The following is a 26,932-nucleotide window of genomic DNA, read 5'->3' as shown; positions in this document are numbered from 1 at the left end:
CACCTCTGATGGGCGCCAGACAGGCGAAAAAAAGCCGCTGCACACATCGTGTACAGCGGCTTTTGTTACTGCGGTCTCTTGATCTTGCTTTACAGCGACAGCTTGTAAACCAGCGCCGAGATAGCCACCAGACCAACAGCCGTGACAAACACGTTCGACGCCTGGCCACGATAACGGGCCATCGCCGGTATTTTGCGAATCGCGTACATCGGCATCAGGAACAGAATCGCTGCGATCACTGGGCCACCGACGGTCTCGATCATGCCCAGGATGCTTGGGTCAAGAGTTGCGACGATCCAGCAGATTACCAGCATGAACGCCGCCACCATGCGGTCCAGCGCCTTGGCGCCCGGACGCTTGCCACTCTTGATGATCAGGCCTTTGAGACCTTCGCTGGCACCGATGTAGTGACCGAGGAACGACTTGGAGATCGCCACGAAAGCAATCAACGGCGCCGCAAACGCGATGGTCGGGTTGCTGAAGTGGTTGGCCAGGTACGACAGGATCGACAGGTTCTGATCCTTCGCTTGCGCCAGTTGCTCCGGCGACAGGGTCAGCACGCAACTGAACACGAAGAACAGCACCATCACCACCATCAGCAGGTGGGCGCGGCACAAAATCTGTGAGCTGCGCTGGTCAGCGTTTTCGCCATAACGACGCTTCTGATCCACCGCAAACGCCGAGATGATAGGTGAGTGGTTGAAGGAGAACACCATCACCGGAATTGCCAGCCACAGCGTGTGCAGCAACGCCGACGGTGGTGGCACTTGCGAAGCGGTGGCGAGGATGCCGCCATTCCAGTGTGGGATCAGGTACACCGCCAGAAACAGCAGCGCGACGATGAACGGATAGACCATCAGGCTCATCGCCTTGACGATCGCCTGCTCGCCGCAACGCACCACCGCCAGCAGACCGAGGATCAGCACAAACGACAAAATCGCCCGTGGCGGCGGCGTGATGTGCAGTTGATGTTCAAGGAAACTGGCGACCGTGTTGGTCAGGCCCACGCTGTAGATCAGCAGGATCGGGAAGATGGCGAAGAAGTACAGCAGCGTGATCAGTGCACCTGCCTTGATGCCGAAATGCTCCTCGACGACATCCGTGATGTCGGCGCCTTCGCGACCGGAGAGCACGAAGCGGGTCAGACCACGGTGTGCGAAGAACGTCATCGGGAACGCCAGCAACGTGAGGATCACCAGCGGCCAGAAGCCACCCAACCCTGCGTTGATTGGCAAATACAGGGTGCCGGCGCCGATGGCCGTCCCAAACAGTCCCAACATCCAGGTGGTGTCCTGGCGATTCCAGCTCGAAAGTTCAGCGGGTGCTGCTGCATCAAAGCGTTGGTCGACGCTTTTGGCCTGATCATTCATCCGGTCGGATCTCCGCATTCCGGTCACTTGCCACTCGGTCAGGACGCGTCGGAAAAAACCGACAGACATGCTCCGGCCGAAACAGGGGCGCGATTCTCCGCGATAAATGAGCAGAAGCAAAGACTTAGCTGAGGAATGGTTGTGCGGAGCAGATCAGAGGGGTGTCGTTTTTGGGGAAATTGCTGTCGGCTTCAGGTATGTTCGGCGTCGTTTTTAAACATGTCTTGCGCCGAACTTGCCGAGGACGTTTCAAAGCGAACGGAGAACTATCGTCCCAATGATGAGCACTACCAAGGCAAATAGCGCCCCCATGCTGAACCTGAATAACTCTGAGCGGATTTCCGCTGGTGAGAGGTCTTGCGCTTCTTCAGCAAGTTCGGCGCCCTCCTGATACAGACGTTCAATTCTGGCAACACGTTCTTCTAGGGTCATGATTATTCTTTTCCGGGTTAACTTAAAACTTGATCAAAAGAGTTAATACAGCAGCAAGCGCGGTCAGCCCCCCAGTGCCTACCGCGACTGGATACCAGAATTTTTCTCGCTTTAATTTGCCTTCCTCCGCCATGAGCTTGAGTCTCTCAACAACGAGTTTACGAATTTCATTTTGAAGCCTTTCGAGTTCCAGATTTTCCCGATCGTTCTGAAGCATGCGCCTTCCTTGGCTGTTGGCAATGACTGCCGGGACTACTTTGTACCCTCATGATTTCCTATTCATCCCGTGCCTGATAGCGGACGAATCCGGCGGATTTGTAGGCAAAATCCGGGAGTCGGGTAGGCAGCCTCATACAGAGTCGCACTAAAAACAGCGGCGGAGCCAAACGCCCCGCCACCGCTTGGGTCTACTGCGCCGGCACCCATTTATCGAGCACTTGATTGACTGCCAGCTCAGCCAGCATCACGTTCTGCGCAATGCCCAGCGCCGTTTGGCGATGCGTACCTTCAAGCAGTGCGGCGAAGTTGTTGAGCGTGACGTTGACCGAGCCGAGGGTTTCGCTGGCGTCGGCCAGCAAGGCTTCGTTACTGGCGGCCGGGTTGGCCATGTACAGGCGATTGGGGACGTAGGGCGCGGCCATGATCTCGGCGACTGAAGGAACCAGGTAATGGTCGAGGGCGCGCTCGGCGGCTTCGTGGAATTTCTTGGAGTTGGGGGATTCGTAGGGGGATGCCGGATCGAAGATCGGCGGGTTTGGCGTTACCTTGAACATGGGTGCTTCCCTCTTGTAAGGGCTGCAACCGTTCCGCCGCTAAGCAAAAGGGTGGCAGCTGTGCGCAAGTTAGCGGACCGGTAAGCATCCCAAACCCGGCGCATCCGAAGATGCCATGCGCACAGCCACCATCGAGCGCAGACAAAAGTCTGACTTGATAGGACTTGTGTACAACCGGGGATGCATATCGGGCCGCTAAGCCCGATCACTGGAAATCAGTGATGCAGACCAAGTTACCGACCACCCTCCAGGCGCACAAGCCGGCGGATTCTGGCGTACGCGTAGGCAACGGCGCAAGAATTTGTGGGCATTGGCACGTAACTTCGGGTGTCTTTAAACGGACGCATCAAATTGCGTTTATCAACCCAAGAACATGACGAATCGCCTGACAGATTGCTGTAAAAAAGTTGTGCTTTGTGAAGGCTGCCGGCGTCTTCGCGGCTAGCCCGCCCCCACAGGGTTATGCGCTGTTCACGCAATCGTGGCCAAATCACGAATCCCTGTGGGAGTTGGCTTGCCAGCGATGACGTCCACCCAGGCACCGGATACTTCAAATCAGCCCCAAATGGTCTAGCGTGAATGAGTCCCCCTGCCCCGCGGAGTCTCTGCCCATGCCCCTCGTTCGCGTCGACATCAGACAAAACCCCGACCCCACCTTCGCCAAGCGCGTCGGCGAACTCATCTACGCCGCCCTGCGCAGTTCGATTGATGTGCCAGAGCACGACAATTTCCAGATCCTCGCCGAACACGACAGTCAGCACTTGATCTACGACCCGCAATACCTCGGCATCCCGCGCAGCGATGGCGTGGTGTTCATTCAGATCACCATCAGCGAAGGGCGCACCGTGGAGAAGAAACAACTGCTGTTCAAAACCATCGCCGAAAGCTTGCACACGCAACTGGCGGTGCGCCTGGAGGACGTGCTCATCAATCTGGTGGAAGTGAAGAAAGAGAACTGGTCGTTCGGCAATGGCATCGCGCAGTACGTCACGTGATCTGCTGAGCCAAGCTTCACGAAAGCCTTCTGACGAAGCGCCCGCGCGCTCCCCGCGACAGCTCCTACACTGCTGGAACGGAGCAACGTCCGGCCATTGCCAAACCGCTCTGGAATCAGCACTCTGCAACGACTTTCGCGACCGAACCAACAACGATCACAGGAGCCGCGCAATGCCCGCAACCGTTCTGGTACTCGTTGAAACCATCAATGATTACCTGCCGATTCTCGAGCATCAGGGCTTTCACCTGATCCTCGCCCCCACGCCTGCCGAACGCGCGCAAGCCATCGCCACCCATGGCCCGCGCATTGACGCGGTGCTGACCCGTGGCCCGCTGGGCCTGACCGCCGACGAAATCGCCGCCATGCCCTCACTGAAAATCATCACGGTGATTGGCGCCGGTTACGAACATGTCGACCTGCAAGCCGCCAGCGACCGGGGAATTACTGTGACCAACGGCGCCGGGGTCAACGCCTCGTCGGTGGCTGACCATGCGATGGCCATGCTCTTGGCGCTGGTTCGGGATATTCCGCACTGCGATGCCGCTGTGCGTCGGGGCGAATGGCCGAAGATCATGCGTCCGTCGCTGGCCAATAAGCGCCTTGGCATTCTCGGGCTGGGTGCGGTTGGGCTGGCGATAGCCAAACGCGCCAACCTCGGTTTCGATATGGAGATCAGTTATCACAGCCGCCAGGTGCGCAGCGACGTGCCCTACGCGTTCTGCTCGACACCGACGGAACTGGCGCGGGCCTCGGACTTCCTGATCGTCGCCACGCCGGGCGGAATCGGCACTCAGCATTTGGTGACCCGTGCGGTGCTCGATGCGCTCGGCCCGACAGGTTTCATCGTCAACATCGCCCGGGCCAGTGTGATTGCCACGGCGGATCTGATAACCGCGCTTGAGCAGCGGCGCATTGCCGGTGCGGCGCTGGATGTCTTCGACCATGAGCCGCAAGTGCCGCAGGCGCTGAAAGCCCTGAGCAATGTGCTGCTCACGCCCCACGTTGCCGGTCTCTCGCCGGAAGCCACGCAAGGCACGGTGGAGCTGGTGGGGAAAAACCTGGTGGCGTTCTTCTCCGGGCAACCGGTGCTCACGCCGATCCAGTTACCGCCAAAACTCAGCAGCCAGCGCGTGCACTAAAGTACGCCGAGCAACGTCCACAAGCGCCGCGACTCAGCGTCGGCGCTGATCAGCTCACCGAGCAATTCGCTCAGCGGTTTGTTGCCCCACTCAACCCCGCGCCGGATCAGGTACGGCACCGGGCTGTGGGGTTCGGTGCGCGCCAGGTATTCGGCGATCAGCAGCAGTTGACGATACGCCTCTTCGCGATTGGCCGGTTCACGAAAGGCCAAGGCCACCGGCGCAGTTTCTTCTGGCTGCGCGACGGCAACGGGTGCTTCGACCAGAGGGGGTGGCGGTGCCGGTTGTTGTGGGTGCATGGCGATAAACTCCTGGACCAGTTTCAGCAACGCCTGAATGGTGTCCTGCAGGGGGCGCAACCCCGGCGCCAGAGCCCCGAGAAAGGCATCGCTCCAGGTGTCGAGCCGTTGCAGGTGTTGCAGGCTCAGCAGCAGATTGCCCTGAGTGCGCAGCCAGAAGGCCAGTGGCGTGGCGCGGATCTGCTCGTTGAGTTTCTTCTGTTCATTGCGCGCAGTTTCCGCCGAGGTCTTGGCGTTCTTGCTGTCGTTGGCCTGCACCTGCTGTACCTGCAAACGCCGCCAGACTTCCAGGGTGTAGGCCTCGAAATCGCTGTTGCGGCTGCCGAACAACGGCACCCGAGTGAGCAATATTTCACTGTACCGGCGCACCAGCCATTCCAGCGGAATCACCCGCCACGACTGGTCGCCATCCTCGGCCTGCGGGTGCAGGTGCTCGGGAAAGCGCTCACACAAACCGGCGACCAGCGCCAGACTGCCGGGCAAGCCGTCCAGCGCTTGCAGGTGCAGCCACGCCTCGCCGAGCCAGGCGCTGAGCATCAGATCCTTACTGCGTTCCAGCAACAAAGTCGTGGTCAGTTTCTCGACGTCCGGCCAGTTCGCGCGCTTGAGCGTCGATTGCCAGACGCCGGTCGGCAGGCTGGCGTCGTCTTCACGACGCAGGTCGCGCAATTGGTCGAACTCGCGTTCATAACGCAAATCGACGCCGCACGGCGCGTCCGCGCTGATCGGCGTGAGCAACTGGTCAATCAAGTCCGGCAACGTAGTCGATGGCAGGCTCACAAGTCCTCCTTCTGCGATTCAAGAGCGGCTGTACTGCCGGTCACCTGAAACGGCGAACGCGGCGCGCGAGTCGGCAATGGTGCTATCGACAGCGGCAGCTTTGAGCCTTGGCTCATCAGCGACAGGCGCACGAACATTCGTGTGAAGTCGCTGGTGACACTGTCGGGCGAGCCGGTCACGGGCAAACGCAATGTCAGCGGGAAATCGGTGTAATCCACGTTCGGCTGACGCTGCACCGAGAAATGCGCGCGCATCAGGCGCAGCAACGACCACGGCCCGCCGTACTCCCAACCGGCCTCCAGATCACGCACCACCAGATTCGGTTGCAATGGATCATTGACCGGGCGTTCCTTGCCGTTGCGCGCCCAACGCAGGGTCAGGCGGATAGGTTGGCCGACCATCCAGCGCAGGTTCGGTTGCTCGGCTGCCGGATAGTTGATCTGCTGATTGCCAGCGAGCAAGCCCCAGGCAATCACCTGATCGGCGCCCTGTTCATCATCTCGATCAGTGCGCCAGCGCACGTCCAGCTCGACACCGAGGATGCCGCTCTTGTCGCGCACGAACAGCGGCGTCAACCAGGTGCTGGCCTGCTTCAGGCGGTTGAGAAAATCCGCTGCTGCCAGGCGTTCCGGAGTCTGGTTGGTGGCCAGACCGGCCTGAGCGACCGGCAAACGTTTGTCGATCAACTGCAGAAAATACTCAACCCGCGCCGGGTCGGCGTCCTGCATCTGCACGCCGTTGGCAAACGGAAAACGATCCGCCAGATATTGATTGAAGTAGTTGGCCAGTTCATTCCACGCCGCAGCGGCCTGTTGCACTTGCAGCATCTGGCAACGCTGCATGGCTTCCTGTTGCAACTCCACCGCGCGCATCGCCAACGTGCCGCGTCCGCCGGCAAGGTTGGCGGTCTGCAACATTTGCAGGCAGGAATTGACGTCCATTTCGATGAAATCCCGGCTGACCAGTTGCTCGATCTGCGCTGGCGAACTGGCCGGGTTGGCCTCTTTGTATTTGCGCAGTTCGTCGTTGAGCGCACTGAACTGCGTCACGCGTTCATAATCCAGCGCCGACAGATTGGGCTGCTGCGTCATCAGCCACTGCAGCGATGACGTCCGTCGTTCAGTGATGCCGAGCATGGTGTTGAACTGCTGCTTGAGGCTCAGCTTCAGATCCTGCACATCGCTGGCGCCGAACAGTTCCAGGCCGAGGTTTTTCGAACCGTCCCACTGGCTGATTTCGGCACGCCCGCCGAACAGCGGTTGCGCGGTGATTTCATCCAGACCACCAACAATCTGCGCCATGGCACGGCGATTGAGGGCCGCTTGCAGGCGCGTGGCGAGGTCCGGGCGATGCACCTCGACGAAGGCCTTCTGCAAGTCCATGGCTTGCTCGGCCTGAACGTTGAACACGGCGTAAGGATGCGTCTGATCGTTGTGATCCTTGAGGCTCAACCACATCACCTGGGCCGCGGCACGCTCGGCGGCTTTAAGCACCGCAACACGATAGTCCGGCGGAATGCGTGGCAGTTCTTCGGCGATGTAGCTGTTGTAGTCGGCGAAATATTTCAGCGATTCATTGAGGTCATCGCCGTCCACGGTCTGACCTTGCATATTGACGTTGTCTTCGCTGGCACGCAGGGCGACCGAAACGAAGTCACGTTTGAACAGCGCCTGTATTGCGCTATCGAGCTTCACCACTTGATCTTGCAAGGCCAGTTGCCCGCTGGCTTGCTGCACCAGCAGGTTGTCCCGCGAGCCGATCTGGGCGATCCATTGATCGCGGAAACTCTGCTGCAAGCGTGACGCTTGCGTGTCGAGGTCTTGTTGGACTTGGGCGCCCAGCAAAGTGCTCTTGCCCACTTTGGCGAGGAAATCACCATAACCCGGCACCAATTCCTGCCCCTTGCCCCGGCTCCACGTCGCATTGGTCAGGGCAATCGCCGCTTGCAGATCGTCGACCAGCGCGGTCAGGTCTTCAAGATCGCGCAGGCTGTTGCCACTGCCTGCCTCCAGTTGATCCAGGTGCAACTTCAGATAACCGGCCTTGCTGACAAAGTTGTCGGCGAGAAAATACTGATCCAGCCAGCGCTGCATCAATCCGGAAAAATGACTGACGATCAGTGGCCGGTCGACGCTCAGGTCGAGCGCCTGCAAACTGCCGTCTTCCCCTGCCACCAGCAGCCGATTGTAGTAAGCCGCATAGGGCAAGGTGCCGGTGTTGAGGTTCAGCGACAGCGCGTTGTTGCTCAGTTGCACCAAATCGTCCAGCGGGGTGCGCTGATTGTTTTGCACCTGATTGAACAATTGGTTCTGCTGCTCCAGACGCAGCGCCCGATCCACCAGATCGGTCGCTTTCAGATAGTTCTGCCACTGCGCCGGGTCGTCGCTTTCGACACTGCTGCGCCGGTCGGTGCTGCGGATCGCCTTGATCTGCGCCAGCTCCGCGCTCAGCAGGTCATGCAACGGCACCACCATATGGCGCTGAGTGGACTGCAAAACTTCCTGCTCGAGTTGGTTGTCGAGCGAGGAAAACCACGACGTCGGGAAAACCAGCGAGGCATAGTTCCAGTGCGGGGCGCGTTCCAGTACCCGCCAGAAGGTCTGCACGTTGCGCCGGGTCGAGTCGATCCGCTGCGCCTCATCGCTGATCGCCACGTAGCCTTTTTGTGCGCCCTGCATCTGCCGCGCCAGTTCGTGGGCATCCTTGACCGATGCCTGCCAGACCCACAGCATCGCCACCGCCCAGACTACCCCCACCACCAGCGCGATCCCCGCGGTCAGCCGTTGCCAGCGCTGGCGCAGACGCAACAGGCGCGGCACGCTGTGCGCCAGACCTCGCTCGCCAACCAGGCGCTGGCGCCACAACTGCCGGGCAAACGCGCTGCGCTGCAAGCCGCTGTCGTCCACGGCAAAACCGTCCTGCGCCTCTTCACCGGCCACGTTGGCGGTGAAATACACGCCGCGAAAACACGGCGCTTCACCTTGCGCATTGCCCTGAAACACCGGCTCCAGCACGTTCTGCAAACCGCGGCGCAAGGTCTCCAGACGATCCGGCAAGGCATATAAATCCGCACTCAGCTGCCCGGACAAGGTGCCGATTTCGATCACTGCCTCAGCCACAGCCCGGTGCAGGCGATCCAGTGCCTGATCGCTCCACTGGCCCTGCCAGACGGCATCGCGCGCATAGGGTGACGACCAGCCCAACGTGGCTTCGCTGGCCTCTTCCGGCAAGGCGCTGATCAGTTCCTGAAACCCCGGCAACTCCTCAAGACCGGTGACAATCACGTACACCGGTACGCTTAGCCCGAAGCGTTGCAGCAGGTCGATGAAGCGCCGGCGAGCGGCCAGCCCCAACTGTGTTGCTTGCTCAAGATTGCTCAGCCGACTGGCCGGTACAGTCCAAATCACCGCGTCCAGCGGCCGCTTGCTGCGTAGCCGCAAGATCAGGCCCAGCAGCCGCCACCAACTGCCGCGCTGTAAATGCATGCCGTCATCCGGCAGAAACAAGGCCTGCGGCACCACCAGTACCGCGCCTTCGGGGTCTGACCACCAGCGCCCGAACCACGCCGGTTTGTCGGTCGGCTGCAGGCGCCACTCCGTTACCAGTTGTGTGCCCTGCACTTCGTCGCCGAGCATCAGCAGCCACGGCAGTTGATAGCGGTCGAGGTTGCCCTGGTCGCGTTCCATATGGCGCACGGACGCATAGAAACTGCGGATCGCCGCGCCGCTCTGGGTGCGCAACCACCACACCGCCACGCCGATGATCACCAGCAACAACAGCAACGCGACGACCCATGCGACGATCGTCAGCGGGCTCATGAGTCTTGCTCCGGCGCACTCTGCACCTCACCGCTTTGCAGTAACGGCGCCAGCTCTTGGCCGATGTCACGCCACAACCAATGCCCGAGCGCAGTCAACAGCAACACCATGGCGAGAATGCCCAGGGTCAGGCGAAAGCCATCCGGCAGCGCGGTGCGTACCGGCAACTGCAACGGTGTGGCCAGCGAGGGTTGTACCAACCGGCGGCTGACGTCGGCATAGGTGGCTTCGTCTTGCCAGGCGAAGTTGAACAGCGCCAGACGCCATTTTTCCAGTTGCGCCTGGCTGTGTTCACCGCGCAGACGGCCGTGGAAACCAAGAATCAGGCACTGCAAATACACGTTGGCCAGATCGCGGGTGGTCGGTTGTTGTTCGTCGAGAAGGGTTTGAATCGCTGCCGGCAGTTGCTCGCCGGCCTGACGGCTGGAGTACAGGCGCGACTCCAGCGGCTTATCCTGCCAGGCGCCCTGCCCCGGCCACGGCGTGAACAGCAGGGTTTCGTCGACCAGTGCAACGAACGCATAAACCAGTGCCTTGACCTGTTCGGTTGCCGAGTCACCGACCCGCGAATACGCGGTGCGCCACAAACGTTGTGAAGCCTGGGTGGACAGCTCGACCACCGTCTCGACCAGCGCCGCTTCGTCCTCGCTGTCCTTGGGCAATTGCACCCAGTCCTGTTGCCATTGCTGCCATGTCTGGCGGAACGCGCTGCTCAACGGTGCGTCCTGCAACCCCAGGCTTGCGGCACTTCCTTGCGACATACGGCGTTCCTTGTGTGATCAGGCACTTTCACTGTTCTGGGCGACAAACAGCACCACTTGCCACGGACTGCTGGTCAGCTTCGCAGCAGGCGCGGCGATCATCAACGGCAGTTGCGCGTCGAACCACGCGCCTTCGGCGGTAACCACAAACAGTCGCGTGTCATCGCCGACGCTGTAGGCCACCTGCTCGCTGCGGCTCATGGCCTGGTGCGTCAAACCGCTCATGCGCTGACGACTGAGCAAGGCAATGTGCGGCGCCGAAGCGATGATCGCGCCGCGCAGCCAGTCAAGCGCGGCTTGCTCGCTGGCACCGTTGGGCATGCGCAGGCCGATGACCAGACGCTGGCTCGGCTGCTCGTCCGGCAACTGGATCGAAAAGCTCTGTTCGCTGCGTTCGAACGGCAGGCTGTGATAGCCGGCACGGATCAGTTCGAGGGTGGTTTCCAGCCATTGCAATACCGCGTCATAGCCGCGCTGCAACTCAAGGAAATCCAGCGGTGCAAAGGCCGGCACACCGGCCAGCGGATCGAGCGCCGCCCACGCCCCGGCCATGCCGAGCAATTGCACATACAGGGTTTGCGGATGAGCGATGCGGCTGTTCAGCGTGCCTTCGACTTCCGGCAGACGCGCCCACAACGCGGTCAACTGACGGCGGATTTCCAGCGCATCGTCCTGGTTGCCGGCCTGTTGCGCCTGACGCAAGCGGCCGCCGAGAAACAGGCACTTCTCCCGCGCCCGCGCGCAGAGCCCGGCGATGCGCCGAGCGAGTGCGGATTCCGGCAACAGGATCGGTGTCGGCGGTGTATAGGACAACGGCAGAAAGCCGCCGCCCTCCTTGCGGATTTTCAGCAACGGCAGGCAGATCGAGTCGGCCTTGTTCAGTTGCGTACACAGGCGTGGATTGGGTCGCCAGACCGTGATCGATTCGGGGAATTCGCCGCTGGTGAGATCGGGTAAGGCCTCGCCGACCACTGATTGCATCCGCCCCTTGAGCGGCAGCAGTTGCCCGGCGCGCCACATCGGGCTGATCGCCAGAAACACGGTGACGGTGGCATCGTCGGTGGTGTCGATCGCCGCGCTGACGTCCAGTTCCAGCGTCGGCCCGACACCGGCCTGCAAATCCACCGGCAAGCCGTCGGGCATCGTCCCTTGCAACGACAACACCCGCACCACCCCGGCGCTCAGCGCCGAAGGGTCGAACTCCATATGACTGACGCCCCAGAACCACGGATTGCAGGCTTGCGCCAGATGCGCGCCGAGCGCTTCGGCGCGCAGCCCCTGCAACTGAAAATGCTGCGGCAGCAATTGCATGCCTTCGTGCCAGCAAACCGCGTCAGGTAGCAGACTCATACGACTCCTTTCGACCCTGCCGCAAGCCGGCGGCGAGCGGTGTTTTTCAGTTTTCCCGGCTGACCAGATTCATCTCGCGACTGTCGAATTTCAGCCATGCCTCGCGCTGATCATCGAGGCGTAATCGGTGTGCTCCGGGTGTGTTATAGCTGGCGAAGACCAAAAGTCCAGCAGCCTTCTTGCCCTCCAGCGGGAACGGTTGGCGGTCGATGAATTGCCCCGGCACCAGCTCCAGTCCCCACACGCTCATCAACTGACGATAGTCGCGCTGGTACTGCTCGCGCCCGGCGAACCACTGGCTGGCACTGATGCCGGACAGTTGCTTGAGCAGGTCAGGGTCGTTGACGGCAATGAAGTCCACGGCAATCGGCGTGTCGTCATTCGCCTTGGGGGCGACGTCGAGGGTCAGGCTGTCAAGATCCACCTTCGGCCCAAAGAAGGAGCAGCCCGCCAGCACCGCAAACGCCAACGTTAGAAAAAGTCGTCCAGACAAAATGAATTTTCCTTTTCTCGAGTCTGTCGAAAAATGTTTTTGCTTGCTTTTTTATAGACCTGTTCTAGCGTCTTGGGTAGTTCGGTTCCTACAGCCGAATCAAGAAGGTTTGTCAAAGGAACGACAGGTCATCTGCCTCCCTTTCTAACCTACGGTCCAGCAAGGGAAAGCGATGAACGGGCCTCCCCGATGCATTGCCCCCGCCCATCGCATCGGAGTCCGCCGTCATGGCAGAAAGTACTCAGCACAAGCTCGACCGGGTCCGCCCGCCCCGAGTGCAAATCACTTACGACGTCGAAATCGGCAACGCCATCGAGAAAAAGGAATTGCCGCTGGTGGTCGGCATCCTCGCCGACCTTTCCGGCAAGCCGCTTGAGCCATTGGCAAAGCTGACTGAACGGCGTTTTACCGAAATCGACCGAGACAATTTCAACGAGGTGCTCGCCTCCATCGCCCCGCGCGCAACGCTGCAGGTCAACAACACCCTCAGTGGCGACGACAGCAAGCTCAACATCGAACTCAATTTCAAACACATCGATGACTTCGATCCGGTCAAGGTGGTGGAGCAAGTCACACCGCTGCGTCGTCTGTTCGAGGCCCGTCAGCGCCTGCGTGACCTGCTGACCAAACTCGACGGCAACGATGACCTGGACAAGCTGTTGCGCGACGTGATCGCCAACACCGAAGGCTTGCAGGAAATCAAATCGGCTCGCCCAGACACCGCTACCCCGGCAGCTGATGCCGAGGCCCCGGCCGAACCGCAAGCCTGATTGTCCAATTAACCGAGGGGAGAATTCGTCATGCCCGCCGCCGCCAAGAATCAAGCCAGCGACAGTACAACCGAGACACTTTCACTGCTCGACCAGATCATTCTCAACGGCCGTATGGCCCACGATGACAGTCAGCAGGAATACGCCCGTGACATGCTCGCGGAATTCGCCACTCAGGTGCTTGACGAAGGCATGGCCATCGACAAGGACACCGTGGCGATGATCAACGACCGAATCAGCCAGATCGACGAGCTGATCAGCGCCCAGCTCAACGAAGTGCTGCACCACCCCGACCTGCAAAAACTTGAAGCCTCATGGCGTGGCCTGCATCTGCTGGTGCAAAACACCGAGACCAGCACCCGGCTGAAACTGCGTCTGCTCAATGTCACGCAGAAAGAGCTGCAAAACGACCTGGAAAAAGCCGTCGAATTTGACCAGAGCGCGCTGTTCAAGAAGATCTACGAAGAGGAATACGGCACCTTCGGTGGCCACCCGTTCAGTCTGCTGGTGGGTGACTACACGTTCGGTCGGCACCCGCAGGACATCGGCCTGCTGGAGAAACTGTCGAACGTCGCCGCCGCGGCCCACGCGCCGTTCATTGCCGCCGCCAGCCCACGGCTGTTCGACATGAACAGCTTCACTGAACTGGCCGTACCGCGTGACCTGTCGAAAGTCTTCGAGAGCCAGGAGCTGATCAAGTGGCGCTCGTTCCGCGAGAGTGAAGATTCGCGCTACGTGTCGCTGGTGCTGCCGCATTTCCTCTTGCGCCTGCCTTACGGCCCGGACACGTCGCCAGTGGAAGGCATCAACTACGTCGAGGACGTCAACGGCACCGACCACAGCAAGTACCTGTGGGGCAACGCCGCGTGGGCCCTGTCGCAGCGCATTACCGAAGCATTTGCCAAGTACGGCTGGTGTGCGGCGATCCGTGGCGCTGAAGGCGGCGGCGCGGTCGAAGGCCTGCCGGCACATACCTTCCGCACCAGCTCCGGCGACTTGTCGCTCAAATGCCCGACCGAAGTGGCGATCACCGACCGCCGTGAAAAAGAGCTCAACGACCTCGGTTTCATCGCCCTGTGCCACAAGAAAAACAGCGACGTTGCGGTGTTCTTCGGCGGCCAGACCACCAATAAATCCAAGGTCTACAACACCAACGAGGCCAACGCCAACGCGCGGATCTCGGCGATGTTGCCGTACGTGCTCGCCGCCTCGCGTTTCGCCCATTACCTGAAGGTGATCATGCGCGACAAGGTCGGCAGTTTCATGACCCGCGACAACGTGCAGACCTACCTCAACAACTGGATCGCCGATTACGTGCTGATCAACGACAACGCGCCGCAGGAAATCAAGGCGCAGTACCCGTTGCGCGAAGCGCGGGTGGACGTGACCGAAGTCCCCGGCAAGCCGGGCGCCTATCGGGCCACGGTGTTCCTGCGGCCGCACTTTCAGCTTGAGGAACTGACGGCGTCGATCCGCCTGGTCGCGACCCTGCCACCACCGGTAGCGGCCTGACCTGCTCGCCCCCGCCGCCGTGCGGCGGGGGCTGTTCCCTTATCTAGCGCGACACCTTTCAGGAGTTTCAAGCGATGGATGCAATCATTCTCGACCTCGGCGGCGACATCAAAGGCGACAGCCTGCTCGAGGGCTTCGCGGACAAGATCGAAGTCATGTCCTACAGCCACAACGTGGCGATGCAGGTGACCAACGACGTCAGCAACTCGGAGCGAACCTCCGGCAAACCCCACGTCGGCGAATTCACCGTGACCAAGTTCATTGACAGCTCGACACCGTCCCTCAACGAATACTGCTGCGCCGGCAAGCCGATCCCCGAAGCCATCATCACCATTGGGCGTAACGCCGCCGAAGGCAGCGGACAACTGATGCCGTTCATCGTCTACACCCTGACCAACGTGGTGCTGTCGAACGTCAGCGTCAGCGGGGGTACCGGGGGCAAACCGGTGGAAACCGTTTCGCTGAACTTCACCAAGATCAAATGGGAACTCACCGCGCAGAAAGACGACGGCACCAAGGAAGGCACCGCCGCGTCGACGTGGGACATGGCCGCCAACAAGCTCGTCAGCTAACCCGGCGCGACGGCCATGGCAGGCACCGGCATGCTCCCGCCGCTGTTCGAACGCCTCGCCTCCAGCGAGACCGAGAGCACGCGGGAGTTCGATCGGCAGGACTTGCTCGACTCGGTGCACGCCGAGCTCGGACGCCTGTTCAACACCCGCCGTGGCCCGCGCGCACTGACCGACCCACCCAGCGTAATCGACTACGGCATCGCCGACTGGAGTGCCCTGCAACAGCAACGCAGCGATGATCGCCGTCGCCTGGCGCGGGACATCCGCGAAGCCATTACCCATTTCGAACCACGCCTGAAACTGGGCGAAGTTCAGGTCAATCCCTTGCCCGAGCAACCACAGAAAATGAGCATTCGCCTGGTCGGCGAGATGCGCAGTGGCGAGCAGCACTGGCCGGTGGCATTTGTCATCGAGCCCGGCGGTCAGGGGCTGGAGGTGCGCCATGAGCGACTCGATTGACCCGCAACTGCTCGACTACTACCAACGGGAGTTGACCTGGCTGCGGCATGCCGGCGGCCAGTTTGCCGAGCGCTATCCGAAAGTCGCGCGGCGCCTGCAACTGTCCCCCGGCGAATGCCCCGACCCGCATGTCGAACGTCTGCTCGAAGGTTTCGCCCTGCTGGCGGCGCGTCTGCAACGACGGCTCGATGACGATTACGCCGAGTTCAGCGATGCGCTGCTTGAGCAGCTGTATCCATTGGCCATGCGCCCGCTGCCGTCCTGCGCGATTGTCCAGTTCGAGCCAGACCCGAGCAAAGGCAACCTCGACGAGGGCTACCCCCTGCCCCGCGACACGCCGCTGTTCGTGACCACCAGCAAAGGCGAGAGCATCCACTTTCGTACCTCGGCCGCCGTGTGTCTGTGGCCGATCGAAGTGAGCGAAGCGCTGTTGCTCGGCAGTGATGAAGCGCAGGCGCTGACCGGTGTCGCGCAATCGCGCTCGGCATTGCGCCTGAGCCTGCGCTGCCTTGGCGAAAGCCAATGGGCAGAACTTGGGATTGAGCAATTGCGCATCCACCTGGCCGCGTCGCCGGTGGTCAATGCCTGCCTTTACGACCTGCTCGGCGCCCATGCGGTGCAGGTGCTGGCAGGGTCGCCGGGCAGTGTGCCGATTGCACTGAAAGGCTTGCCGAAAATTGTCGGTTTCAGCGATGACGAAGTCATGTTGCCCGATGAAGACGGCGTGCATCCGGGCATGCGTCTGTTGGCCGAGTACTTCGCCTTTCCGGATAAATTCCACTTTTTCGATCTGCCGCTGAGCGGTGTCGCCAGTGACAGCCCGACGCTGTATCTGTACATCGTTTTCGACCGTGCGCCGACCAGTCGCTTGCATTTGCAGGCCAGTGACATTGCTCTGGGCTGCGCGCCAGTGATCAACCTGTTCCCGCGCACCTCCGAGCCCCTGCGCCCGGACGGCACCCGAAGTGAGTACCGCCTGATCGCCGACAGCCATCGCGAGAACAGCGTCGAAATCCACAGCATTCGTGGCATGCGCGCCAGTTCCAGCGCCGGCGTGCAGCGGCTACCCGCCTATTACGGCAGTCAGCACAGCGGCGGCGATCAACAACGTTACTGGCATGCCCGGCGAGTCAGCGGCATGACCCCGAACCGGCTCGGCAGCGATCTGCTGGTGAGCGTGGTCGATACCCGTTTCGAACCGCAAACCGATCTGCCCGATTACAGCCTGACAGCCGAGTTGCTGTGCACCAATCGGCACCTCGCCCAGAGCCTGCCCGCCGGTACCCCGCTGGGTTTCGAACGCCCCGGCCCGGTGGCCTGGGCCCGCCTGCGCAACTCGCCGAGCCCGCAAAGCTTGCCGCGCCTGGACGGTGATTCGCGTTGGCGGCTGGTCTCGCAATTGACCCTCAATCATCTGTCACTGGTCGAAGGGCCGCAGGCGCTCGATGCCCTCAAGGAGATCCTGCATCTGCATAACCTGCGCGATGAAAGCAGCGCTTTGCGCCAGATCGAAGGCCTGTTTAGTCTGAGTTGCGAACGGGTGATCGGCCATGTCGGCGTCGATGCCTGGCGCGGTTGGCGCAATGGTCTTGAAGTGCAATTGCAGCTCGATTCACAGCATTTTGTCGGTAGCAGCGCGGTACTGTTTTCGGCGGTGCTGGCGCAGTTCTTTTCGGTGTACGCCACGGCCAATCGCTTTGTGCGCACGGTGCTGATGCAGGAAGACAAGGAGATCAAGGCATGGCAACCCCAAGCCGGCATGCCCCTGTCGCTCTGACCCTGAGCCAGCGTCTGCGCCGCGATCCGCAAGCGTTCGAGTGGTTGCAGGCGTTGCTGCTGCTCGAGCGCGAGCAACCGCAAGCGCAATCCCTGGGCAGCGGCACCGCACCGCAAGCGGAAGCGCTGAAACTGCGCGGCCCACTGACGCCGATGTTCGCCGCCAGCCAGATAGAAGGCCTGCACGAGGTACCGGGCGAACCGCTGACCCTCGATACACCGATCTTCGGTCTCGGCGGCCCCGACGGCCCCCTGCCCTACGCGTATCAGGAATGGCTGCAACAACGGGCGCGGGCCAAGGATCATGCACCGGCAGAATTTCTCGATCTGTTCCAGCATCGCCTGCTCAGTTTGCTCTACAAGGTAATGCGCAAACACCGCATCGCGCTCGGTTTTGTCACACCGGGCGCGTCGCCGGTACAGGCGCAACTGCGCGCGCTGACCGGATTGCTGCCCAAGTCTCTACAAGAACGCCAAGCGGTTCCCGACTGCGCAGTGTTGGCCTGCACAGCGTTGTTTGCCGATGGCCGCCGCTCGCTGGCCGGGTTCGCCGCGATTGTGCGCGAGCAGTTTGCCGTGCCGGTCGAGCTGAGCGCCTACGAAGGCGCCTGGCGCGAGATTCCACCCACGAGCCGCAGCGTCATCAAGCCCGGCGGGCGCAATCTGCAACTGGGGCGCAGCGCCGTCGCCGGTACTCGGGTGTGGGATGAACACGCCGGCATTCGCCTCACGCTCGGGCCCCTGCCCTCGGCGCAGGCCGGGCGTTTCCTGCCGGACGGCGAGGCCCATCCGGCACTGGCCAGCCTCGCCGCGCTGTATTTCGGCCCGGACCTGGACGTGACGCTGGTGCTGCTGATCCGCGGTGCCGGGCCGATGAAACTCAGTCGTCAGGCGCCGGCACTGGTGAGCTGGAACGGCGGTTTGCAACGTCAGGCCAGCCTCGCCGTGCAGCGCATTGAAACCCGTCTTCGTCAGCCGGAGATCACCTGAAATGGAATTGGCCAGCCTGATCGGACGCCTTAACCCGGACAACCGCCGCGCCCTCGAACGCGCCGCGCAACGCTGCTTGCAACGCGGGCATCACTTTGTCGAAATCGAGCATTTGCTGCTGGAGCTGCTCGACATCGAGGGCGGTGATTTTGCCTTTCTGTTGCCACGGTTCGGGTTGGAACGTGATGCGCTGACGGCGGAAATCAACAAGGCTCTGGAGCTGTTCAAGGCTGGCAGCACGCGCACGCCGGCACTGTCTTCGCACACGTTGGGGTTACTGGAAGATGCAGTGGTGCAGGCCAGTGTGTTGGGGATCGACAGCATTCGTTCCGGGCTACTCTTGCTGGCGTTGATAGACCGCGACGAGCGCCGCAGTTTGTTGCTTAACAGTGCGTCCTCGTTGCTGCGAATTCCCAAGGAAGCCCTGCGTGCGAATCTGCTGGAGTGGACGGAAAAATCTCGTGAGCATGTCGGTGCGCGTGCGTCATCCTCAGGCAATCCAGCGCCAAGGCAGGACTCGGTACTCGATCAATACACCCAGGATCTGACCGCCGATGCCCACGCCGGACGCATTGATCCGATCGTAGGCCGCGACGGCGAGATCCGTCAGTGCATCGATATTCTTCTTCGCCGCCGCCAGAACAATCCGATCCTGGTCGGCGCACCGGGCGTGGGTAAAACCGCCGTGGTCGAAGGCCTGGCCCTGCGCATCGCCGCCGGGGACGTGCCGCCGTCGTTGCAGGAAGTCAGTCTGCGGGTGCTCGACCTCGGTCTTTTGCAGGCCGGCGCCGGGGTCAAAGGCGAGTTCGAACAGCGGCTCAAAGGCGTGATCGACGCGGTACGCAATGCCGACAAACCGATCATCCTGTTCATCGACGAAGCCCACACATTGATTGGCGCAGGCGGGGCCGAGGGCGGCAGCGATGCAGCCAACTTGCTCAAACCGGCGCTGGCCCGTGGCGAGTTGCGTACCCTCGCCGCAACAACGTGGATGGAATACAAAAAATACTTCGAGAAAGACCCGGCCCTCGCCCGCCGCTTCCAGCTTGTACAAGTTGAAGAGCCGGACGAGATCACTGCGGTGGAAATGCTCCGAGGCGTCGCCGCCAAACTCGAACAGCACCACGGTGTGCAAGTGCTCGACGCGGCGATCCATGAAGCGGTGAAACTCTCGCACCGCTATATTTCCGGCCGCCAGTTACCGGACAAAGCCATCAGCGTGCTCGACACAGCATGCGCCCGGGTCGCCCTCGGCCAGCATGACGTGCCGCCACCACTGGAAAGCCTGCGCCACCGGCAGAACAGCCTCAAGGATGAAGTCGAACGCTTGCGCCGCGAACAGGCCACCGGCCTGGATCACCGCGAACGCATCACCCTGCTTGAAACCGAATCCAGCGCTAACGTGCAAGCGATCCGCGAACTGGAAACCCGCTGGGGCGAAGAGCGCGTGGCTGTGCGCGAACTGCTCGACACCCGCCGCGAACTGCTCGACCTGAGCGAGCGTGCCGACAGTGACAAACCCGATGAAACCACCGACAGCCGTATCGATCATCTGGCTGGCGAACTGCTGCGCCTTGAGGCCGGACTCGATGCGATCCGCCAGGACGATCCGCTGGTGCCGGAACAGGTCGACGCGAAAACCGTCGCCGCTGTGATTGCCGGATGGACGGGTATTCCGGTCGGCAAAATGCTCGCCGACGAAGCCCACGCCGTGCGCACTCTGGGACAACGCATGGGCCAACGAGTGATGGGCCAGAGCACCGCGCTCAATACCATCGCCCAGCGCTTGCAGGCCTATCGCGCCGGGCTGACCGATCCGCAAAAACCGGTCGGGGTGTTCCTGCTGGTCGGCCCCACCGGCGTCGGCAAAACCGAAACGGCTTATGCGCTGGCCGATGCGTTGTACGGCGGCGAACGCAACCTGATCAGCATCAATCTCTCGGAATACCAGGAAGCGCACACCGTCAGCCAACTCAAAGGCGCCCCGCCCGGTTATGTCGGGTATGGCAGTGGCGGCGTACTCACCGAAGCGGTGCGGCGCAAACCGTATTCGGTGGTGCTGCTCGATGAAATCGAAAAGGCCCATCCGGATGTGCTGGAGGCGTTTTACAACGTCTTCGATAAGGGGTTGATGGAGGACGGTACGGGGCTGGTGGTGGATTTCAAGAACACCGTGATGCTGGCCACCAGCAACGTCGGCGCTGAGCTTTTACTGGATACACCCGTGGCACAACTGGGCAGTGAGGCCTTCAACGAAGCACTGCATAAAGTCTTGCTGCAAGCGTTCCGCCCGGCGTTTCTGGCACGCATGACCGTGGTTGCCTATCGACCACTGGATGAGGCAACGCTGGAAGGGATTGTGCTGGCGAAGCTGGAGAAATTGCGTGGCCGCTATAAAGCAGCGACGGGCAAACAGTTCGAGTTCGATTCGGGAATTGTCAAAGCGGTGCTCGCCAAATGCAGCGCGGCGGGTGCGCGGGATGTCGAGAATGTGTTGATGACGCAGGTGACGGGGAAGTTGGCGGAGTGGGTGTTGGAGTAGTCCGGCACAGCCACGGGGCACCTGGCACAGGCGTGTGGCTGGAACCAAGGAGGCAACATGAGCTACGAAGCTATTTGTACCAAGATTGCGGGACATGGCGCAGGCGTCTATAACTTTGGCCAATCCAGCTTCTTGCTACTGGTTGGCGACAATCGCGATGGCATCTGTCGCGGCGTCAGCACCGCATGGCTGATCGCCAAGAAAAAAGGCAACGACTATCTCAAGGAAATTGTCGATCCGACGCTGAAAACCGGCTTGCTGCATGAGCAGCACACCGCACGGCAAGCCTCAGACTTTCAGAGTGACTACGTGGACATCAGTGGCGACACGCCGAAGTCGCCCTCACCGGCAACGTTGACGGCACTGAGAACAGGTGGCGTGGGAACACTGGCCAGCCACAAAGCGGAAGCCTTTCAAAGCTTCGCCGCGGCCGGAAAATCCATCGGCGAGGTCGTGCTGACGTCGTCCTGCCGTTACTTCATTTTGTCGATCAAAGGCACGCTGGGCGGGCACTCGGTGGCCTTTTTCAGGCCTTGGGCATTCTTCGGCAAGAGCAGCAGCTGTTTCTTTTTCGACCCCAATTTCGGCGAGTTCTCATTGGAAGGCAGTGAGGGCGTCGCGCTGTGCATGACCGCCGTGGCAGCAGCATACGGTCAGGGTCTGTCGAAAGGTTATCGGATATGGGGTTTCAGCTGACGCAAAAGGCGCCACGAGCGTTTCCATGCATCGTCTTTGAAATCACTTCATCAAGGCCCTGACATGACTACTTTTTTGACGTTGTGCACCGCAGAAATGTCCAAGGCAGAACATGACAAGAACCATGTCGGTGGCGTCTGCAGAGTCAATCGCAATGACACCTATCTGGTGACGTTTCATAACAACAGCTATGAGACACCTGCCACCCCGCCGATGATGGGCGAAACGGTTCTGCAACTCGACCCCGCACCGCGTATTCCACCGGTCAGGGCCAACGTGAGGAAAGAGCTGGAGATCATCCATGAGCATCCGGCAAAGCTTGAGCATAACTACTGGGAAGGCATGCACCGGGCCGTACAGTCCGGTCAGGTCAGTTACGAACATGAAGCGCTGATGCTGCATCGAGAAAGATTGGCATATGGGCTGGATGACTACGACGGCGCAGTCAGGAAAGTCAAAGCACAGCAACTGGCCAACGTGGAAAGCAAACGCTTGATTGCCACTCGCGAAATGGAGAGAAAATATGACGCGGGGGCGCACTCGAAAATGATCTCGGCAATGGCTGAAGAACAATACATTGCGTTGCAAAAACGCTCACTGACTTACCCCGTGGAATATACCTCGCCGAAAGTCGACAACACGTTGGGCGGCCATGCGGAAGAGAATTTCATACGGGCCTGGAGTTCTCTGTGCACACAGATCCCGGAAAAAATTTCGCATATCGAACTGTTTATAACGCGCATGCCATGTCCCGACGCGTCTTCAGGATTCTGGTTGGGTGCACATCTCTATAAAGAGGGTTGCATGGGCAAACTTGCCAAACTGATAACAACCACAGATGAGTCGATCAGTTGGGAAATCACCTATTCGCAAACCCTGAATGGCGCCGACCAGGCTTTTGCGCAGTCGCTGGCAGGACACTTCCCTGAAGCCCGAGTGACCTTCGCCGCCAGAGGCGCATAGTCCGGAGCGACCATTACCAGCCCTTCCCATCCAAGACGCTTGCGAGGACGTTCGATGCCCCGCTCCACCGACAGCAACACCAGCCTGTCTCTGACCGCCACTTCGCTGTCGGCGCTTTTCCCTGAGTCGCTGTCCGGCGACGAAGCGTTGAACATCCTCGGTGCACAAATCCTCAACGGCCTCAACGACGGCACCTCACTCACCCTGACCAGCGCGGTCGCCACCCACGTCACCACCACCCTGCACAACGACGCGCAACTGCGTCCGTTCGACGCGCTCGTTGCGGAAATTCGCCAACTCCCCGCCGATGCGACCGCCGAGCGCTACCAGTTGCTGCTAAGACCATGGCTGTGGTGGCTGACCCTGGCCAGCAACAACCGCGTGTTCCAGAATCTCGCCACTTCAGACATTGTCACTACGATCTTCAAGGCCCACGGTTTTACCGATTTCAAACTCTCCCTGACCGGCAGCTATACGCCACGCGAGTACTGCGTGCAGTACGCTGAAACCGATTTTGCCTTCGTCTCGCGGTTGTTGGAGGAGGAAGGGATTTTCTGGTTTTTCACCCACGATGAAGGCAAGCACACCTTGGTGTTGGGGGATAGCAACGACGCCTTCGTACAGATCCCCAACGGGCCGACAGTCAAGTATCTGGGGCAAGGATTGGGTCAGCGTGAGTTGCACGGCATCCGTTCCGGGCAGGTCTGCCTGCAAGCGGTGGCCGGGGTGTATCGGGCGACGGATTATGAATTCACCACGCCGACCACCTCACTTTACGACCAGGCAGAAGCGGTGGCCGGGCCACTTTCCATGTACGAACATCCGGGCGGTTACAACGCCAAGGCGCGCGGCGATACGCTGACCAAGCAGCGGGTCGACGGCTTGCGCAGTGAGGAAAAACGCTTTGTCGGCGAGAGCGACTGCCGCTGGCTGGTGCCAGGGCACTGGTTCACCCTCGACGGGCATGACGACGCGAGCTTGAACATCGATTGGGTGGTGACGCGAGTCACCCATGACGTCAGCCATGAGCACTATCGCAACCGTTTCGAAGCCATCCCCAAGGCCACACCGTTTCGCCCGCAACGGCTCACGCCAAAACCGCGCATGCACCCGCAAACCGCAATCGTGGTGGGTAAGTCCGGCGAGGAAATCTGGACCGACGAGTACGGCCGGATCAAGTTGCAGTTCCCGTGGGATCGCGATGGCAAGAACGATGAAACCAGCTCTTGCTGGGTACGCGTGGTGTTGCCGTGGAGTGGCAAGGGCTTCGGCATGCAGTTCATCCCGCGTATCGGCCAGGAAGTCATCGTTACGTTTATCGATGGCGACCCGGACCGGCCGCTGGTGACCGGTTGCGTCTACAACGGCGATAACGCCCTGCCCTATGCCCTGCCGGCGAATCAGACCCAGTCCGGGATCAAGACTCAGTCGTCCAAGGGCGGCGGCGGCTTCAACGAGTTGCGCTTCGAGGATAAGAAAGACGCCGAAGAGGTGTTTTTGCAGGCGCAGAAAGATCTGAATATCAACGTGCTCAACGACACCACTGCCACCGTCGGCCATGACGAAACCCTCACGGTGCAGAATGCCCGCACCCGCACGGTCAAGGACGGCGATGAGACCGTTACCCTGGAGAAGGGCAAACGCAGCGTGACGATTCAGACCGGCAGCGACAGCCTCGATGTGAAGGACAGCCGCACGGTGACAGTCGGTGCCGATCAGAATCACAGCACCGGCGGCAACTACACCGACAAGGTCACCGGCAATTACAGCCTGACGGTGGACGGCAACCTGACCATCAAAGTCAGCGGTACTTTGACCCTGCAAAGCGGTGGCAGCTTCACGATCAAGAGCGGCGCCGATCTGGCGACTTCGGCCAGCACCTCAATCACCCAAAATGCCGGCACCGCCATGACCAATCAGGCCGGCACTTCACTGGACAACAAGGCCGGCACCACGCTGACCAACGACGCAGGGATCAGCCTGACCAACAAGGGCGCGGCCTCGCAGACCGTCGATGGCGGCGGCATGCTGACGATCAAGGGCGGTCTGGTGCAGGTCAACTGAACAAGGAGAAGTCATGGCGATCACACCGCTGGATTTGCAGCAGAGTGACAAGCAGCTCAAGGGGCGCTTGCAGGATGGCCAGCTCGACGGCCCGTTGAACATCAAGGATGACGGGCGCAAACAGGCGGATTTGCAGTACAGCCAGGGCGAGTTGCAGGGTACGTCCCTGCTCTATCACCCCAACGGCAAGGTTTCGGCGCAGATGCCGTTTGTGCGGGACAAGCTGCAAGGCGTAGCGAGTTTTTATTCGCCCGAGGGCTTTTTACAGCGCAAGGCGACGTATCGGCGCGGCTTGTTGCATGGCGAGGCGTTGAATTATTTTCCGGACGGGCAAGTGGCGGAGGCCGAGTTTTATCGGGATGGCGTGCGTGAGGGGCGCTATCAGCGCTTTCATCCGAACGGGAAAACAGCGGTGGAGGCGCGGTATGTGAATGGGCAGTTGATGGAGCCAGAGCAAGGGTTTGCCGAGGATGGCCGGCCATTGGGGGCCGATGGCAAGCCGATTTCGCGGGTGCGCTGGTGGTATCAGCGCTGGGCGGATCCGCAGCAAGCCTGATGGTTCTCTATTGGCAGCACTGGCCTCTTCGCGAGCAGGCTCGCTCCCACAGTGACCGGTGCTGTACGCACAATCGAACTGATACCGCGAAACCCTGTGGGAGCGGGCTTGCCCGCGAAGAGGCCGTCACATTCAACACAAGGCTCATGGAATCAACATCTGCATCTGCCCCGGCACGACAATCTTGATCACCCCGGCCCAGGTGCACATCAACGTACTGTTGGCATCGATCGCCGGCATCCCCCCAAGCAACAACGTCGGTGCGCCGCCGGGAATCCACGGCGTGGCCGTCGCCGGAATACACGGCATTGGCGTCAACACTCCCAGCGCTGCCGCCGTCGCGGCGGCCACCATCGGATTGGCCAGGCTCGTGCACACGCCGAACGGCAGGATATTGACCAAGGGGATGTGATCCATGATGTTCGCTGCAGGCATCCCGCCAGTCAGCGTGCGATTGACCGGCAGCACATTAAGCATCGACGGGGCGGCGCCGAAGCTGCATTGCAATGTGGCAGTGGCACAGACTTGCGGACAGCCCATTTCCCGACTCCTTGTTGGACACGGCATACCCGCTAAACCTTAGTCTGCCGTGGCCCGCCCTGCACATTCCCAAAGGTGATTATCCGGCAACACGCTAACCTATAAGACCGACCCGCGCTTGTGAGCACCGTAGCGCGCCATTAGATTAGCCAATGATGTCTGGCCTCCAAAATAAGCAGAAGGGATAAGCATGGCGCTTACTGACCAGTCCACCCGTATCCGCTCTGGCGAAGAACTCGATGCCAGCCTGATCGATCCGTACCTCAAGGCGCATATTCCGGGCCTGACCGGCTTGCCTGCGATCAGCCAGTTTCCCGGCGGTGCGTCGAACCTGACTTACCTTCTCGAATACCCGGAGCAGGAATTCGTTCTGCGCCGGCCGCCGTTCGGCCACAAGGCCAAATCCGCCCACGACATGGGCCGTGAATTTCGCATCCTCAATCAATTGCGCGACGGTTTCCCGTATTGCCCGAAAGCCTACGTGCACTGCACCGACGAAGCGGTGATCGGCGCCGAGTTCTACGTGATGGAACGGGTCAACGGGATCATTCTTCGCTCGGAACTGCCACCGGAACTGGGCCTGGACTCAGCGAAAACCGAAGCGCTGTGCAAAAGCTTCATCGACCGCTTCGTCGAACTGCACCGAGTCGATTACAAGGCCTGTGGCCTCGGTGACCTCGGCAAACCCGAAGGCTACGTCGCCCGCCAGATCAAAGGCTGGAGCGAACGCTACGAAAAAGCCCTGACCCCGGACGCGCCGCACTGGGAAGCGGTCAAAGCCTGGCTCAACGACAAGATGCCGGCCGACCATCCGACCTCGAGCATCGTCCACAACGACTACCGCTTCGACAACGTCATCCTCGACCCGAACAACCCGATGCAGATCATCGGCGTGCTCGACTGGGAGCTGACCACACTCGGCGATCCGCTGATGGACCTGGGCAACACCCTCGCCTACTGGATCGAGGCCAGTGACCCGGCGCCGGTGCAACTGATGCGCCGCCAGCCGAGCCACGCCCCGGGCATGCTGACTCGCCGCGAGTTCGTCGACTACTACGCCGAACGTGCGGGTATCCAGATCGACAATTACGACTTCTACTACACCTACGGCCTGTTCCGCCTGGCCGGTATCGTGCAGCAGATCTACTACCGCTTCTACCATGGCCAGACCCAGGACAAACGCTTCGCGCAGTTCATTCAGATGAACAAACTGCTGGAGCAGATGAGCTTGCAGGTCATTGCGAAATCGAGCCTCTGACGGCCCACACCAAGGAACCCTT

Annotated in this window: 24 protein-coding genes; 14 read left to right on the top strand and 10 right to left on the bottom strand. The window is 60.8% G+C overall.

Annotation, left to right across the window (positions count from 1 at the left end; all coding sequences use genetic code 11):
* Positions 1-89: 89 nt before the first annotated feature.
* The 4 genes from ACA043_RS11805 to ACA043_RS11790 form a co-directional block, all read right to left on the bottom strand.
* Positions 90-1,370: an HAAAP family serine/threonine permease gene (locus tag ACA043_RS11805; RefSeq protein WP_401270979.1), complete on the bottom strand. Its 1,281-nt coding sequence runs from the start codon at positions 1,368-1,370 to the stop codon at positions 90-92.
* A gap of 249 nt (positions 1,371-1,619) precedes the next feature.
* Positions 1,620-1,802, bottom strand: coding sequence for a hypothetical protein (locus ACA043_RS11800; protein ID WP_187680250.1), 183 nt, complete (start codon positions 1,800-1,802; stop codon positions 1,620-1,622).
* Positions 1,803-1,824: 22 nt separating this feature from the next.
* Positions 1,825-2,019 (bottom strand): hypothetical protein, encoded by a 195-nt coding sequence (locus ACA043_RS11795; protein WP_187680249.1) that lies wholly within the window; start codon positions 2,017-2,019, stop codon positions 1,825-1,827.
* A gap of 190 nt (positions 2,020-2,209) precedes the next feature.
* Positions 2,210-2,575 (bottom strand): DUF6124 family protein, encoded by a 366-nt coding sequence (locus ACA043_RS11790; RefSeq protein ID WP_497659273.1) that lies wholly within the window; start codon positions 2,573-2,575, stop codon positions 2,210-2,212.
* 611 nt (positions 2,576-3,186) lie between these two features.
* Between ACA043_RS11790 and ACA043_RS11785 the strand changes: the two genes are divergently transcribed.
* A complete protein-coding gene (locus tag ACA043_RS11785; protein ID WP_497617666.1) occupies positions 3,187-3,570 on the top strand; it encodes a tautomerase family protein in 384 nt (127 codons plus the stop codon).
* A gap of 172 nt (positions 3,571-3,742) precedes the next feature.
* Positions 3,743-4,711, top strand: coding sequence for a 2-hydroxyacid dehydrogenase (locus tag ACA043_RS11780; protein WP_497659272.1), 969 nt, complete (start codon positions 3,743-3,745; stop codon positions 4,709-4,711).
* On the opposite strand, the gene tssA is transcribed toward ACA043_RS11780, so the two are convergent.
* From tssA to ACA043_RS11755, 5 genes are read right to left on the bottom strand one after another with little or no spacing between them, the layout of a single operon-like run.
* Complete coding sequence (tssA, locus tag ACA043_RS11775) at positions 4,708-5,790, bottom strand: type VI secretion system protein TssA (protein WP_497659271.1); 1,083 nt, start codon at positions 5,788-5,790, stop codon at positions 4,708-4,710. The genes ACA043_RS11780 and tssA overlap by 4 nt on opposite strands.
* Positions 5,787-9,608: a type VI secretion system protein gene (locus ACA043_RS11770; RefSeq protein ID WP_497659270.1), complete on the bottom strand. Its 3,822-nt coding sequence runs from the start codon at positions 9,606-9,608 to the stop codon at positions 5,787-5,789. The genes tssA and ACA043_RS11770 overlap by 4 nt, the downstream gene beginning before the upstream one ends.
* Positions 9,605-10,369, bottom strand: coding sequence for a DotU/TssL family secretion system protein (locus tag ACA043_RS11765; protein WP_401270968.1), 765 nt, complete (start codon positions 10,367-10,369; stop codon positions 9,605-9,607). The genes ACA043_RS11770 and ACA043_RS11765 overlap by 4 nt, the downstream gene beginning before the upstream one ends.
* 18 nt (positions 10,370-10,387) lie before the next feature.
* Positions 10,388-11,719, bottom strand: a complete 1,332-nt coding sequence (tssK, locus tag ACA043_RS11760) for a type VI secretion system baseplate subunit TssK (protein ID WP_489880025.1) — start codon at positions 11,717-11,719, stop codon at positions 10,388-10,390.
* 46 nt (positions 11,720-11,765) lie between these two features.
* A complete protein-coding gene (locus tag ACA043_RS11755; RefSeq protein ID WP_489880024.1) occupies positions 11,766-12,212 on the bottom strand; it encodes a type VI secretion protein in 447 nt (148 codons plus the stop codon).
* Positions 12,213-12,439: 227 nt separating this feature from the next.
* Between ACA043_RS11755 and tssB the strand changes: the two genes are divergently transcribed.
* From tssB to ACA043_RS11700, 11 genes are all read left to right on the top strand, one after another.
* Positions 12,440-12,982 carry a type VI secretion system contractile sheath small subunit gene (gene tssB / locus ACA043_RS11750; protein WP_249486702.1) on the top strand — a complete coding sequence of 181 codons (543 nt, stop codon included), beginning with the start codon at positions 12,440-12,442 and terminating at the stop codon, positions 12,980-12,982.
* Positions 12,983-13,012: 30 nt separating this feature from the next.
* Positions 13,013-14,494, top strand: coding sequence for a type VI secretion system contractile sheath large subunit (gene tssC, locus ACA043_RS11745; protein ID WP_497659269.1), 1,482 nt, complete (start codon positions 13,013-13,015; stop codon positions 14,492-14,494).
* A 74-nt stretch (positions 14,495-14,568) separates the two neighbouring features.
* Positions 14,569-15,066 (top strand): Hcp family type VI secretion system effector, encoded by a 498-nt coding sequence (locus ACA043_RS11740; protein WP_007911046.1) that lies wholly within the window; start codon positions 14,569-14,571, stop codon positions 15,064-15,066.
* 15 nt (positions 15,067-15,081) lie between these two features.
* Positions 15,082-15,525 (top strand): type VI secretion system baseplate subunit TssE, encoded by a 444-nt coding sequence (gene tssE, locus ACA043_RS11735; RefSeq protein WP_497617658.1) that lies wholly within the window; start codon positions 15,082-15,084, stop codon positions 15,523-15,525.
* Complete coding sequence (tssF, locus tag ACA043_RS11730) at positions 15,509-17,302, top strand: type VI secretion system baseplate subunit TssF (protein WP_497659268.1); 1,794 nt, start codon at positions 15,509-15,511, stop codon at positions 17,300-17,302. The genes tssE and tssF overlap by 17 nt, the downstream gene beginning before the upstream one ends.
* Positions 17,266-18,291, top strand: coding sequence for a type VI secretion system baseplate subunit TssG (gene tssG / locus ACA043_RS11725; RefSeq protein WP_187680236.1), 1,026 nt, complete (start codon positions 17,266-17,268; stop codon positions 18,289-18,291). Before tssF ends, tssG begins: the two co-directional genes overlap by 37 nt.
* A 1-nt stretch (position 18,292) precedes the next feature.
* The gene (gene tssH / locus ACA043_RS11720; RefSeq protein WP_497659267.1) at positions 18,293-20,833 is read left to right on the top strand and encodes a type VI secretion system ATPase TssH; all 2,541 of its coding nucleotides are present in this window, start codon (positions 18,293-18,295) and stop codon (positions 20,831-20,833) included.
* 57 nt (positions 20,834-20,890) lie between these two features.
* Complete coding sequence (locus ACA043_RS11715) at positions 20,891-21,529, top strand: YopT-type cysteine protease domain-containing protein (protein ID WP_497659266.1); 639 nt, start codon at positions 20,891-20,893, stop codon at positions 21,527-21,529.
* Positions 21,530-21,565: 36 nt separating this feature from the next.
* Entirely contained in the window at positions 21,566-22,492 is a 927-nt protein-coding gene (locus ACA043_RS11710) for a hypothetical protein (RefSeq protein WP_497659265.1), read from the top strand.
* A 54-nt stretch (positions 22,493-22,546) separates the two neighbouring features.
* Positions 22,547-24,556, top strand: a complete 2,010-nt coding sequence (locus ACA043_RS11705; protein WP_497659264.1) for a type VI secretion system Vgr family protein — start codon at positions 22,547-22,549, stop codon at positions 24,554-24,556.
* Positions 24,557-24,569: 13 nt separating this feature from the next.
* Positions 24,570-25,112: a toxin-antitoxin system YwqK family antitoxin gene (locus ACA043_RS11700; protein ID WP_497659263.1), complete on the top strand. Its 543-nt coding sequence runs from the start codon at positions 24,570-24,572 to the stop codon at positions 25,110-25,112.
* A 144-nt stretch (positions 25,113-25,256) separates the two neighbouring features.
* On the opposite strand, the gene ACA043_RS11695 is transcribed toward ACA043_RS11700, so the two are convergent.
* Positions 25,257-25,652 (bottom strand): DUF4280 domain-containing protein, encoded by a 396-nt coding sequence (locus ACA043_RS11695; protein ID WP_187680231.1) that lies wholly within the window; start codon positions 25,650-25,652, stop codon positions 25,257-25,259.
* Between the two features lie 190 nt (positions 25,653-25,842).
* Between ACA043_RS11695 and ACA043_RS11690 the strand changes: the two genes are divergently transcribed.
* The gene (locus ACA043_RS11690) at positions 25,843-26,910 is read left to right on the top strand and encodes a phosphotransferase family protein (RefSeq protein WP_497659262.1); all 1,068 of its coding nucleotides are present in this window, start codon (positions 25,843-25,845) and stop codon (positions 26,908-26,910) included.
* Positions 26,911-26,932: the final 22 nt, after the last annotated feature.

It is taken from the genome of Pseudomonas sp. LBUM1648, from assembly GCF_059716145.1.
This window is presented reverse-complemented; position numbering and strand designations above follow the sequence as displayed.

Bases quoted from the DNA above. Each gene is read 5' to 3' on its own strand.
- ACA043_RS11805 (WP_401270979.1), bottom strand. From the start codon at position 1,370: ATGAATGATCAGGCCAAAAGCGTCGACCAACGCTTTGATGCAGCAGCA.
- ACA043_RS11800 (WP_187680250.1), bottom strand. From the start codon at position 1,802: ATGACCCTAGAAGAACGTGTTGCCAGAATTGAACGTCTGTATCAGGAG.
- ACA043_RS11795 (WP_187680249.1), bottom strand. From the start codon at position 2,019: ATGCTTCAGAACGATCGGGAAAATCTGGAACTCGAAAGGCTTCAAAAT.
- ACA043_RS11790 (WP_497659273.1), bottom strand. From the start codon at position 2,575: ATGTTCAAGGTAACGCCAAACCCGCCGATCTTCGATCCGGCATCCCCC.
- ACA043_RS11785 (WP_497617666.1), top strand. From the start codon at position 3,187: ATGCCCCTCGTTCGCGTCGACATCAGACAAAACCCCGACCCCACCTTC.
- ACA043_RS11780 (WP_497659272.1), top strand. From the start codon at position 3,743: ATGCCCGCAACCGTTCTGGTACTCGTTGAAACCATCAATGATTACCTG.
- ACA043_RS11770 (WP_497659270.1), bottom strand. From the start codon at position 9,608: ATGAGCCCGCTGACGATCGTCGCATGGGTCGTCGCGTTGCTGTTGTTG.
- ACA043_RS11765 (WP_401270968.1), bottom strand. From the start codon at position 10,369: ATGTCGCAAGGAAGTGCCGCAAGCCTGGGGTTGCAGGACGCACCGTTG.
- tssK (WP_489880025.1), bottom strand. From the start codon at position 11,719: ATGAGTCTGCTACCTGACGCGGTTTGCTGGCACGAAGGCATGCAATTG.
- tssB (WP_249486702.1), top strand. From the start codon at position 12,440: ATGGCAGAAAGTACTCAGCACAAGCTCGACCGGGTCCGCCCGCCCCGA.
- tssC (WP_497659269.1), top strand. From the start codon at position 13,013: ATGCCCGCCGCCGCCAAGAATCAAGCCAGCGACAGTACAACCGAGACA.
- ACA043_RS11740 (WP_007911046.1), top strand. From the start codon at position 14,569: ATGGATGCAATCATTCTCGACCTCGGCGGCGACATCAAAGGCGACAGC.
- tssE (WP_497617658.1), top strand. From the start codon at position 15,082: ATGGCAGGCACCGGCATGCTCCCGCCGCTGTTCGAACGCCTCGCCTCC.
- tssF (WP_497659268.1), top strand. From the start codon at position 15,509: ATGAGCGACTCGATTGACCCGCAACTGCTCGACTACTACCAACGGGAG.
- tssG (WP_187680236.1), top strand. From the start codon at position 17,266: ATGGCAACCCCAAGCCGGCATGCCCCTGTCGCTCTGACCCTGAGCCAG.
- tssH (WP_497659267.1), top strand. From the start codon at position 18,293: ATGGAATTGGCCAGCCTGATCGGACGCCTTAACCCGGACAACCGCCGC.
- ACA043_RS11715 (WP_497659266.1), top strand. From the start codon at position 20,891: ATGAGCTACGAAGCTATTTGTACCAAGATTGCGGGACATGGCGCAGGC.
- ACA043_RS11705 (WP_497659264.1), top strand. From the start codon at position 22,547: ATGCCCCGCTCCACCGACAGCAACACCAGCCTGTCTCTGACCGCCACT.
- ACA043_RS11700 (WP_497659263.1), top strand. From the start codon at position 24,570: ATGGCGATCACACCGCTGGATTTGCAGCAGAGTGACAAGCAGCTCAAG.
- ACA043_RS11695 (WP_187680231.1), bottom strand. From the start codon at position 25,652: ATGGGCTGTCCGCAAGTCTGTGCCACTGCCACATTGCAATGCAGCTTC.
- ACA043_RS11690 (WP_497659262.1), top strand. From the start codon at position 25,843: ATGGCGCTTACTGACCAGTCCACCCGTATCCGCTCTGGCGAAGAACTC.